Here is an 11,668-nt window from a genome sequence, read left to right as displayed (position 1 = left end):
ATCCAGGCATAGCAAATCTAAGTATTATCACCACATTTCAATAGATATTGATGTCTACTTTTGATAAAGTCTACGTATTTTCATGGGCATAGCAAAGTAAAAATGTCATTCTAAACAAAGTAGCCATAAGCCTATATCAAAAGGCTTATGGCTACTTTCACCTTCATAAAGACATCAGCTGCATCTTAAATCATCAGTATTTTTTGATACATGTCTTAGATTGCTTTTTTTCAGCTCCGAGGCTTTATCCATGGGAATAGTTACGAACGCTGCTCATCAAATTGGTGCAGCAACCATCGTCAGTGGCATCTTACTGGCACTTGTCAGCCCCACAGCGCAGGCTGCGTGCTTAGCAAGCGGATGTAGTCAGAACGGTTTATTGTTTAGCGAAGCATCCAGCAACTTCAAGATCACCGATGTCAAGGGTTCAGGCACCTCTCAGGACCCCTTTGTGGTCTATCAAGATGTGTGGGGTTTAGATATTTCGCTGGCAATTAGCGGTTTAACCACAGCCAAACACCACTCCATCTTTAATCGTCCAGGCTTTGCTATTAATATAGTGTCGCGCAACCTCACGGGGGCATTCTGGCGGTTCTATGACCATGAGCTACAGGAAACCCCAGGATACGCCAGCGGTGAAAATGACGGACTATCCTTTGCCCAAGGCATCAGCCCTGTGCGCCCCTATAGATCGGACCGCTACACTAGGGCAGATGAGGTAACCGACGTACGGGATTTCATCAACTTCTATGAAGGGGCTGGGGTAAACCCCGGTGAAAATGTTTGGTTTAACTACTTCATCACCGATACCATTCCCAATGATCGCTTTTTCATCCGGCAACGACCTGATTTTCGAACCAGTGCCACGCCAACAGCCACGGCACCCCAACCAGTCAGCACAGCCCCACGGATCGTCCAGCGGCCAATCCCAGTCACACCTGCTACGCCAACAGTGCCGCCGGTTATTCAGGCACCCGTCACAAATGGGCCTGTGGCAAACCCTGTAGTCAATATCCCTGGGGCAACGGTGACGCCGCCCATTAGTGTGATGCCACCCGCAGTGATTGCGCCTACCCCACCTCAGTCCATCCCTGAACCGAGAATGTCGATCATGGGAGCGATCGCAATTCTCCTGAATAGGTCAAAAAAACATCATGGGCAGCACACCCGCCCAAATCAGAGCTAGACAACCGCTAGAACTCCATGGCGACCCAAAAGCGCACCAACTATAGCAAATGCCAGCGCCATGGATGATGCATCTAGTGATAATCTGTTACATGGCACTTTGAAAGTAAAAATAAAATTAAAAGTCGCCGCAGTAGCTAACACCCTTAGGATAAGGCGCAAGCATGGTCACCACTGCAGAGAAAACAAATATTGGCGTAATCACTCAGATTATTGGCCCTGTTCTAGACGTTAAGTTCTCCCCCGGCCAACTACCAAACATTTATAACGCTATCAAAGTTGAAGGTACAAATCCGGCAGGGCAAACCGTTTCTGTTACTTGCGAAGTACAGCAACTACTAGGTGATAGCCAAGTCAGGGCTGTATCGATGAGTTCCACCGATGGATTGGTTCGAGGGATGCAGGTTACTGACCTGGGCTCCCCGATCACCGTACCCGTTGGCAACGCCACTTTAGGACGTATTTTTAACGTTCTGGGTGAGCCCGTGGATGAAAAGGGTGATGTGGATATGTCCAATACATTGCCTATCCACCGTGATGCACCCAAACTTACAGAATTAGAGACAAAGCCCTCTGTATTTGAAACTGGGATTAAAGTTATCGATCTTCTGGGTCCCTACCGTAAGGGCGGAAAGATTGGCCTCTTTGGTGGTGCTGGCGTAGGCAAAACCGTTTTGATTCAAGAGCTAATCAACAACATTGCTAAGGAGCACGGCGGTGTATCCGTATTTGGTGGTGTTGGCGAGCGTACCCGTGAAGGAAACGACCTCTACAACGAATTTATTGAGTCTGGCGTAATTAACGCCGCCGACCTGAGCAAGTCTAAAGTAGCTCTGGTATATGGCCAGATGAATGAGCCCCCCGGTGCTCGCATGCGGGTGGCTCTGTCTGCCTTGACCATGGCGGAGTATTTCCGTGATATCAACAAGCAGGACGTACTGTTGTTTATTGACAACATCTTCCGCTTTGTACAGGCGGGTTCTGAGGTGTCTGCCCTGTTGGGACGTATGCCTTCTGCGGTAGGTTATCAGCCCACCCTGGGTACTGACATGGGTGACCTGCAGGAGCGAATTGCATCGACTCATGAGGGTTCCATTACGTCGATTCAGGCGGTATACGTTCCTGCGGACGACCTGACTGACCCTGCTCCTGCAACTACGTTTGCCCACTTGGATGCCACCACTGTACTGTCCCGTGGTCTGGCTTCTAAGGGTATCTACCCCGCCGTGGATCCCCTGGATTCCACCTCCACCATGCTTCAGCCTGATATCGTTGGGGCTGAGCACTATGCTACGGCCCGAGCTGTGCAGTCGATTCTGCAGCGCTATAAAGAGCTTCAGGACATCATCGCCATTCTGGGTCTAGATGAATTGTCTGAAGATGACCGCCTCGCAGTTGCTCGCGCTCGTAAGATTGAGAAGTTCCTCTCTCAGCCTTTCTTTGTAGCAGAGATCTTCACCGGTTCTCCTGGTAAGTATGTTTCTCTGGCGGACACCATCAAGGGCTTCAACATGATTCTCGCTGGTGAACTCGATGATGTTCCTGAGCAGGCTTTCTACCTCAAGGGCGGCATTGACGAGGTGATAGAAACTGCAGCGAAAATGAAAGGCTAAGGCGTAAGCGATAGCTGATCTCATCGTTCAAAGATTACGGCTTCATGAATGGTGAGTGGTGGGTGGTCATGATTTATTCTCCACCACTACTCACTATTCACCATTCACTGTTCCTCTTTAATTCTTAAAGTCTTATGGCATTAGCAGTGCGCGTATTGGCTCCTGATAAAACAGTTTGGGATGCTGAAGCGGAAGAGGTAGTGCTACCCAGTACTACCGGTCAATTAGGTATTTTGAGTGGTCACGCTCCGTTACTAACAGCAGTTGATATTGGCGTTTTGCGAGTACGGGCTGATAAGGATTGGGTTGCGATCGCACTCATGGGCGGTTTTGCCGAAATCGAAAACAACGAAGTTACCATTTTGGTAAACGGTGCTGAGCGCGGCGATAGCATTGATTTATCTGAGGCCGAGAAAGAATACACCTCAGCCCAATCAGCAGCAGATAGCGTTTCTGCCGACGATAAACAGGCCGCTATCCAGGCTAAGAAGTCCCTCAAAAGAGCGCGGGCACGAGTACAAGCCGCAGGTGGAACTGTCTAGTCGGCTAGTTTCCGGACCATCTTTGGAGTTCAAAATCTTTAGAGTTCATAGCAAAAGGCCGCAGGTTCAAATCACCTGCGGCCTTTTGTCATAAATTCCAGAAAAAATCCCATGGGTCCACCCGATGCAAATCCAGGTAACCATGGGAGCTCTACTATGGATGAGTCCTGGAATATGGGGAGCGATGAGCCAGAATTTCGCCAAAGATACCCAAAAAACAAAAGAGTCCGCTTCTTCCGACAGAACAGAAACGAACTCATTTACAGGCCTATCCTAAACAGCCCAAATCACGAACTACCCGTGAACGATACATGGGGGAATTTTTCAGCTGCCTTTTGCATAGGCAGCGTCTTGCCCCCTTCCTGCCAATAGTTGATAATCTCAGTCGCCTGGTTCAAGAGATTAATACGCTCTTCTTCAACAATCCAAGTTTTGGACTCAAGCTCCACCTTCATCTGCTCCCACGCATCATGACGGGGCCAGAAAAAGTAAGAGGTCAGCGGACTCGATCCCTTGCCCACTACTTGATCTACGGCAATCGCCACATCCTTGTCGAGCCAGAGAACCTTTAAGATAAATCGAGACAATGCAAACCTCCGCTCTACGCCTCTTGGCTTCAAAACTATACGGTCTACAATTCTAGCGCATTGACTCCCCTTAGCACATCAAAAATTAGTCTCTCCCCCCTAGCCTCCAACTTAAACAATGTCTAACCCTATTGCCCTAGCTATATTTGACATCGATGGCGTTGTCCGCGACGTCAGCGGCTCCTATCGTCGGGCCATTGCGGACACGGTGGAACATTTTACCCAAGGGCATTATCGGCCCACCCCCCAGGATATTGACCAGCTCAAAAGCGAAGGCATCTGGAACAACGATTGGCAAGCCTCTCAAGAGCTGATCCATCGCCATAGTCAGGCATCTGGACAATCCCATAACAGTGACTACGATGCCATCGTGCTCTATTTTCAAGAACGCTATCGGGGCTCCGGCGACGACCCCAGTCAGTGGACCGGGTATATCACCCAAGAACCCGTCCTCATGAGAGCTCAATATCTAGCCGACCTCGCCCAGGGTGGCGTACCATCCGCATTTTTTAGCGGAGCAACCCGAGGCTCAGCCAACTATATTTTGCAACAGCGCATGGGTCTAACGGCCCCAATCTTGATTGCCATGGCCGATGCTCCCAGTAAACCCGACCCCACCGGGCTTTACATGACCATTGACCAGCTCGAAGCGACGGTTCCCAAGGGGCTACCCGTTTTATATGCCGGAGACACGGTGGCTGATATGGCCACCATCAAAGCTGCTCAAGCCCAATTTCCTGACCGTCTATGGCTGGGTGTCGGTGTTTTACCCCCCCATGTCCAAACAGATGCGGCCTACAAAACTCGTTATAGCAAAACCCTGAAAGAGGCTGGAGCAGCCCTAGTAATCCCCCATGTGGAACAATTGACTGCCGAAAAGATTCAAGCACTACTCAATATTTCCGCACCCTAGGATTCCACCCCCTAGGACTATAACCAGTAGCAATCCTGGGAACCAGTCCCTTGAAAGGCACAGCTAGTAACATTAGCTACCAATTGAATGGTAGGTTAGGCCACAGTCATTCATCGGTTGTCCCCAGCACGACCTCAGTATCTGTTACCCCCATGAGCCCATTGCCGTTTTTCCTCGCGCTGTATTCCCTTGCTACCTTCCCCCCGCTGATCCCCACCAACCAGCCCCCCGAGCAAGCATTACCCCCCATCGAGCTAACGGCACCTGCAGAGTCCAGCACCAGAACCGTTGCCCAAAACCCAGGCCAAGTCATTCCGCAAATTCAGGAAGTACGTCCCCTGCCAGGGGAGCTGGATGATGTGCCCGTCTTCAATAGCAATAGTCCTGAAATCATTGCCACGGAAGGCATTTTGCTATCCACCTTTCCATCGGGGGACAAAGCCGACCCGTCCGCCCATCTAGACTATGCATTTGAGGGCCGGTTTGACATCTTTGCCCACCATGTCGTGCAGGCCCAAAGCGACAATGACACCCGCACCCGCTACCTAGGCATTGTGCTCCATAACCCTAGCCGCCGGGCCGTTAAACTCAGTTTTCGCGAAGCCGCCAGCTACCTCAGCCAAGAAGCTCCTTGGCACGGGCGCAACGATGTGGAATTTAATCTGGCCAGCAACCAGTTCTCCGGGCCAGGCAGCCGTCTCATGAATGAAATCCTGAGGGACCGCCGCCAGTCTTTTTGGCCCAATGAAATTACCATTCCCCCCCAGGAAAGCTACCTGCTCATGAATGCCCCCCTGCCGGTGCGCCGACTTTCCGTAGCAACAGACGGCACCCTCCCCGCTGGCAGTAGCCTATTACCCCCTTTACCCAGCAGCCTAGGCGGCAATCGCAGCAACGCCAGATCCACATTAATGCGTCTATCCAGCGATGGACCGTTATATGTCGCTAGTTTGGCGATGTTCGCCCCCCGGGCCAACGACGGAGAACGGGTACCCAGCCTGGAGGAATGGCTTCAGGTTTTAGCCAACGGCCGTCTCGCTACCCCCCGAGACCGGGCTCCCAGTCGACCGGGGCAAACGGCAAATCCCTTCATCTATGGACGGGTGGCGGGGGTCAGTCGTGGTTCACGCTGGCAAACCAATCTCACCGATCGACGTTCCTCTAAGCTGGCCATCCCTGCCCCAGGGCAACAGATTTCCTATGTCATTAGCACGGTTGATCGCAATACCTTTGGTACGGGGCAAGTTCAAAGTGCTCCTATGCTGAGACGCTATAACGACACAGCCTATCGGGCCCATGGCAACTATGGCACCGAATATGCTCTCACACTGCCCTTGCATAACCCAACAGATCGGCCCCAAACCGTTGCCCTGTCAGTGCAAACACCACTCCAGAACGAAAACATCAGAAACGCCCTGACCTTTTTAAATCCCCACGACTCTAGGATTTTCTTTCGGGGCACGGTGCTGTTTTTGTACCGCAACGATCGGGGTGAACGTCGAGCCGACTATATTCACCTCGTACAGAGACGGGGTCAAAGTGGCCCCCCGTTAGTCACCTTAACCCTCGAACCGAACGAAGAACGTTCAGTGGAAGTCCAGTTTCTATACCCTCCAGACGCCACTCCCCCCCAAGTGCTTACCCTGACAACCCAGGACTAATGCTCCCGGAGGTTCTTCTATCAGCACAAAACCTCAGAGCCGCATTCTGCCACACTCTGCAAAGACCTTTGAGACACTCCTCAATGGGCTGAACAGGGCTGGGCAGAACGTCAGAGTTCTAGACACTGACCAAACTGACGCGAGATTACTTAGCGGGTTGAGGATAGTCGTAGGGTTTTGGGTGCACGCCGTGGCCGATGGCAACGGGAGCATGATTCACATCTTGCTTGGGGCGATCGTTTTGCGGCTGCGACTTTTGCACCGGTCGCGACTGAAACTTACGCACAGGGACATAGCGAGACTCATCCTCGGAGGGTGGCACCTGATTGAGGACGGACAGAATATAGTCCCGGTGGGGATGCTGTTCAAGCCAGGCTCTGACAGTGAGCGCCTGGGCATAGTCTTCATCCCCTAGGGCACTACGATAGGTTGCTTCTAAAACCCGATGAAATTCTGCTTGACGAATCTGAGACTGCCAAGACTCGGAAAAAACAAGGTGAACCTTATCGTGAATATTGTGGGCCTGAAGTTGTTGCCATTCTCCCTTGTCAAACCAGCTGCCACCGCAGTGGGAGCAGCGATCCAGATAAAACTTGATGCCGTGGCCAACTTTAGCTCGCCGCATCAAGTGATTGCACTCAGGACAGAAGGATGCATGACGATTGTCAGAAACGCTGAGCGGGTCACTTAAATCATTGGAGTTACAAGGCTTAATTTTGCCACTGTCGGGCTGCCACTCTAGCCAATGCCAGTAATCATAGGAAGAAACCCAGTGCCCCTCACAGGTTTGGCAGGCGTGAACGGCTAAATGCTCATCTAAGCGAGCACGCTTTAAGGTAGATGTCTGACAACAGGGGCAATGCATAACAGGACCTGATAAACGTTTTTAACAGTAGTAGAACAACGCTTTACTAATGCGAACAGACGGACCCAAAACAAACAAGCAAAGATTATAAAGTACCCATATAGGGCATCACACTAACGTCAGTTTAATTGAAATTATTCCAAAGGAAGTAAAACAACAAAAGAATCGCCACATTTTGAGATATAGCTAAGTTTTGTAGCGAGGGATTAGCCTGGGTCAAAAAGGCTAACCCCTCCCATAATCGCAGTGACATACTATCAGTATATTTTGCAAAAATATACAAAAATCCTTTTATACATAGGTCTTTTAGCAAATTTTCAACTGCGGCAGACAAAGATTAGCCGTTCAAAACACGTTCGACATAGCTCTAGATCTGTTGGGGTGCACCATCGTCAAGTTAATAGTTTTTAACCCACTTTCTTGAGGCTATAAACATCAAGCATCCTGATTAAGAGCCCGACATAATAGTTATGAAGGAATGATAAACGTCTGGACTTAAGTATTTTTAAGTCCAGACATTTAAATATACCTGTGCCCCCATAACCCACACCATAGGTATCGCTGAAAGTTAGGAATAACAGGCTGATCTGAGCCCCTAATCGGGCAACCAATCTGTCATCGGGCTGGTGGACTGAATGATATTCATGCCAGCCTCAGCGAATCGTTGGTAAGCAGCATCGGCATTGGCGGAAAAATCCACCACCCCTGGCACCACCACCGGCGAACTGCAATCGTCGATTAAGTAAATTTTGCTGGCCAGCGTAGCGTCCTCCACCTGTTGAATTTCGCTGAGGAGATCGTCAATGGTCCAAGCGACGCAGTGACTTTTGGCTTGGCCTGCGATCGCAACCGCATCAAAGGTCATCAAATGCTGGATCAACGCCTGATTTTTCTTCGCCACGGGCTGTCCGGCCGCATCATCTAACACCTCTGGCCGTAGCACCGAGTAGTTCTCGGTCAGAGGGTTACTGCCCTTCAGTTCAAAGCGGGTCTGGGACTGACGGGCCACATTATGGAAAAAGCAAGCCTCCTCAAAGGCTGAGACCAAACTGTGGCCAATGCCCCCCAGCATGGAATGGTAAGGCCATATCGTCAGGGGATATTTACCATCGTCACTCAGACGTTTCACGTAGTGCAGGGCAAAGTCTTCTAGCTGCCCTAACGGCACCCCTAAACTAGGAACTATAGCCGGATTCACCCGCCAGCGGCCGCTGCGCACATCCTCCAGTTCCACCATGGTCATGGGTGCTGGCATTTGACCATCGCCATCGATCCAAAACACTGCGTGAAAAATTTGCATGGCCCGATGGGTATCCATCGTAGGGACAATTTCCGTAATCTGGCCCAGGTTGCCATAGACAAACTCACAGAGACGGCGGGTATCATCCACCGCCCCCTGGCCAGAAGTCCCGCCGACGAACAACTCAAACCCAGGAATACAAAAGGTGTTTTGCACATCAATGGCCAACAAACACAGCCTTGGACTGTCCCTATCCGCCGGTTTAATGCCATGGATTTGAGCCCAATTTTTAGCCTGGGTTGCGCGCTCCTCATAGGGCACACGCCACACTTCGCCCACGCGATCGGAAGCAAAGAAGTCAGGTATCGGTAGGGAATGGGACATCACTAGTATCTCCAGGGATATGAGAAGGTCTGATAGGGGGAAAAGGACTTTGAGGCCATGCCCCTGCTAATTAACTGGGGCTTGAAGCAAAGGCATGTAGGCGGCTTTGAACTGCACAATAATCGTTTTGAGATGCTCAGGCAGTAAACCCCACACCCGATCGGCAATGGCTTCAGGGATATCGCCATAGAATGCCTCCGCCATGCTGCCCGTGATACAGGTCAGGGTATCCGCATCTCCGCCAAGGGAAACCGCATTCCGAATGGCATCGGTAAAGCTGGTGGACTCCAGAAAAGAAATCATCGCTTCAGGCACCGTGGCTTGGCAGGACTCATTAAACCGATAGTCCGGTCGAATCTGATCCAGACTGCGGCTAAGGTTATAGCCAAACGTAGTTTCCACGTACTGCTTAATGACGTCCTTGGGCTGTCCCTGACGAGCCAAAAAAATAGCAGCAGCGGTAGCCTGGGCCCCCTTAATCCCTTCTGGGTGATTGTGGGTCACCACAGCCGTTTGCTCTGCGGCCCGTAACACTGCCTCCAGGTCCTGATGGACATAGGCCACCGGGCTGACCCGCATGGCAGCGCCATTGCCCCAGCTGTTATAGGGCTGACTTTCGGCGGCAGCCGCCCAAGCCTGAAATCTGGCCCCATATCCCCCACAAGGATTGGGATAGCGGCGATAGTAACGCTTAAACGCATCCCCATAGCTCCCCCCATGGAGCAGCACATCCGCCACAGCCACCGTCAAGATAGTATCGTCGGTAAAAATACTGTGGTCTGTAAACAAGGGAAAGTCCTTGGTCTTATGGTTTGCAAACTCATAGACAGAACCGATAATGTCGCCTGCAATTGCGCCGAGCATAGGAAAGAAAGATAGGGGAAAAGGAAAATCTGTATTGTGTATTTTTTACACTAAGGTTATTTTGGTTATAGCTAATACCTCCTAAAACGTCAACTAACTGCCATGCCATGGTTCATGCCTATGACTATCCTCGGCCTGCGGTCACCGTGGACTGCGTGGTGTTTGGCCTCGACCAAACCGATTGTTTACAGGTGTTGTTAATTCAGCGGAGACTGCCTCCTTTTGTGCGGCAATGGGCCTTACCGGGAGGATTTGTCCGTCCCCATGAAGGGTTAGAGGAGGCCGCTCGCCGCGAGCTGCAGGAAGAAACCGACGTCACCGGCCTCTGTTTGGAACAGCTGCAAACCTATGGTCAGCCGGGTCGAGATCCTCGTGGTCACACGGTGACGGTGGCGTTCTATGCCCTAGGCAATCTTTGGGATTATCAGATCAAAGCGGCTACGGATGCGAAAGCGGCTCGGTGGTGGCCCTGGGACAGGCTGCCGGCCCTGGCCTTTGACCATGGCACAATTGTGCAGGATGCGATCGCAAAACTCCGCACCACTATCCGCCACAAACCCATTGGGTTTGAGCTACTGCCAACCAAGTTCACCCTCACCCAGCTGCAACGACTCTACGAAATCGTTTTAGCTCGGCCATTTGACAAACGTAACTTTCGCAAAAAGCTGCTGAAACAAGATATTCTGATCGCCCTAGAGGAAAAAGAAACCAATGTCCCCCACCGGGCCGCCCAGCTCTACCGTTTTGATCACACCAAATATATAGAGCGCCAGAAAACGGGCTTCAATTTTGACCTGTAGGGTGGGGGAGATCGGGGTAGGGGATATCAGCCCATGCCCTAGCCCAAAAGCGCATAGATATTACCATCCATCAACAAATGGGTAATCCCCTTAGCCTGGAGATAGGCAGTGGCCTTAGTAATCAACTGACCATCGGGTACTTTGATCACCCGTTGATTACGACGTGAAAAACGACGGGCTACACGATGATTATCAAAAATCGGTAGGGTGCGGGCGGACAATTCCTCAGCTGGAATATCCCCTAACTGAGCAAATTCCGTGAGCGGATGGGTAATTAACTCTGACAAACGATCAACCACGAGATAGCAGGTGCGAGGAAAAACGGCATCCGCAATCGGCATAATTTCAACCGCTGACCCTAACAGTCTGGCCTCGCCATCAAACTCGTCATCATCCTCATCATCGTCAAACTCGTCGTCTAGATCGCTATCGAGATCATCATCGAGATCGTCTAAATCCTCGTCATCATCTAGAGCATCTAAGTCGTCATCTTCAATGTCATCCTGACGACGAACCTTGGGATCGGTTAAAAGCTCAGTCGCCACAGCCGACACATCATCACGGCGACGCGGTGGGAGCTTCGCTGGGTTGATAACTGGTTTCTGGCCAGACTCCCTATTGTCTGCGGACAATAGGGTCAACTGGCCGTCATCCTCAGCCTGGGTCAGGATAGGCCCACCAATGCCTTCGTCTGCATCATCATTTAGAGATGCAGGCTTGCGAGGCCGGGGTACGGGTTTTCCTGGCTTAGGCTTCTCACCCAACGATTTCGGAGATGGGATGACTAACTTTTCCTTTTCCACCGGAGCAGAACGCTTTTGAGTAATCAGCTCCCGATATTCCTCTTCGGGCAGCTGCGTTTTCAGAATCCGACTAATGGTGCTGGTGCTAACGCCGTAACGATTAGCAATGGTGGAGGTGGTTTCTCCCGGTTGCCGATATATTTCAATTACATCGCGTTTATCAGCGTCAGACAGTTTTCGCGGTGCCATGCTACCAACAACCCCAAAGAAA

11 protein-coding genes are annotated in these 11,668 nt (G+C 51.1%); 6 read left to right on the top strand and 5 right to left on the bottom strand.

The annotated features are described in order from the left end of the window. The first annotated feature begins 250 nt into the window (after positions 1-250). From VB741_RS04655 to atpC, 3 genes are all read left to right on the top strand, one after another. Positions 251-1,186: a hypothetical protein gene (locus VB741_RS04655; protein WP_323363978.1), complete on the top strand. Its 936-nt coding sequence runs from the start codon at positions 251-253 to the stop codon at positions 1,184-1,186. A 163-nt stretch (positions 1,187-1,349) separates the two neighbouring features. After that, on the top strand, positions 1,350-2,798 hold the full coding sequence (atpD, locus tag VB741_RS04650; protein WP_323363977.1) for a F0F1 ATP synthase subunit beta: 1,449 nt from the start codon (positions 1,350-1,352) through the stop codon (positions 2,796-2,798). 134 nt (positions 2,799-2,932) lie between these two features. After that, the gene (gene atpC, locus VB741_RS04645; protein ID WP_323363976.1) at positions 2,933-3,340 is read left to right on the top strand and encodes an ATP synthase F1 subunit epsilon; all 408 of its coding nucleotides are present in this window, start codon (positions 2,933-2,935) and stop codon (positions 3,338-3,340) included. A 287-nt stretch (positions 3,341-3,627) separates the two neighbouring features. Here the strand turns inward: atpC and VB741_RS04640 are convergent, their stop codons facing one another. Further along, on the bottom strand, positions 3,628-3,960 hold the full coding sequence (locus VB741_RS04640; protein ID WP_323363975.1) for a 30S ribosomal protein PSRP-3: 333 nt from the start codon (positions 3,958-3,960) through the stop codon (positions 3,628-3,630). Between the two features lie 85 nt (positions 3,961-4,045). On the opposite strand from VB741_RS04640, the gene VB741_RS04635 reads away from it, so the two are divergent. Then, positions 4,046-4,840 carry a TIGR01548 family HAD-type hydrolase gene (locus VB741_RS04635; protein ID WP_323363974.1) on the top strand — a complete coding sequence of 265 codons (795 nt, stop codon included), beginning with the start codon at positions 4,046-4,048 and terminating at the stop codon, positions 4,838-4,840. Between the two features lie 152 nt (positions 4,841-4,992). Then, the gene (locus VB741_RS04630) at positions 4,993-6,501 is read left to right on the top strand and encodes a DUF3370 domain-containing protein (protein WP_323363973.1); all 1,509 of its coding nucleotides are present in this window, start codon (positions 4,993-4,995) and stop codon (positions 6,499-6,501) included. Between the two features lie 145 nt (positions 6,502-6,646). Here VB741_RS04630 and VB741_RS04625 read toward each other — a convergent pair whose 3' ends face one another. The 3 genes from VB741_RS04625 to VB741_RS04615 form a co-directional block, all read right to left on the bottom strand. Further along, positions 6,647-7,366 (bottom strand): zf-TFIIB domain-containing protein, encoded by a 720-nt coding sequence (locus VB741_RS04625; protein WP_323363972.1) that lies wholly within the window; start codon positions 7,364-7,366, stop codon positions 6,647-6,649. A gap of 595 nt (positions 7,367-7,961) precedes the next feature. Next, positions 7,962-8,990, bottom strand: a complete 1,029-nt coding sequence (locus VB741_RS04620) for an isochorismatase (protein WP_323363971.1) — start codon at positions 8,988-8,990, stop codon at positions 7,962-7,964. Between the two features lie 66 nt (positions 8,991-9,056). Beyond that, positions 9,057-9,854 carry an ADP-ribosylglycohydrolase family protein gene (locus tag VB741_RS04615; protein WP_323363970.1) on the bottom strand — a complete coding sequence of 266 codons (798 nt, stop codon included), beginning with the start codon at positions 9,852-9,854 and terminating at the stop codon, positions 9,057-9,059. Between the two features lie 107 nt (positions 9,855-9,961). On the opposite strand from VB741_RS04615, the gene VB741_RS04610 reads away from it, so the two are divergent. Further along, entirely contained in the window at positions 9,962-10,654 is a 693-nt protein-coding gene (locus VB741_RS04610) for an NUDIX hydrolase (RefSeq protein ID WP_323363969.1), read from the top strand. Positions 10,655-10,692: 38 nt separating this feature from the next. On the opposite strand, the gene VB741_RS04605 is transcribed toward VB741_RS04610, so the two are convergent. Next, complete coding sequence (locus VB741_RS04605) at positions 10,693-11,646, bottom strand: hypothetical protein (protein ID WP_323363968.1); 954 nt, start codon at positions 11,644-11,646, stop codon at positions 10,693-10,695. Between the last annotated feature and the right edge of the window lie 22 nt (positions 11,647-11,668).

Origin of the sequence: Leptothoe sp. PORK10 BA2 (assembly GCF_034932105.1) — a bacterium.
Taxonomy (GTDB): Bacteria; Cyanobacteriota; Cyanobacteriia; order Phormidesmidales; family Phormidesmidaceae; genus Leptothoe.
The sequence above is the reverse complement of the archived record's forward strand: the minus strand, read 5'-3'. Positions and strand labels throughout refer to the sequence as shown.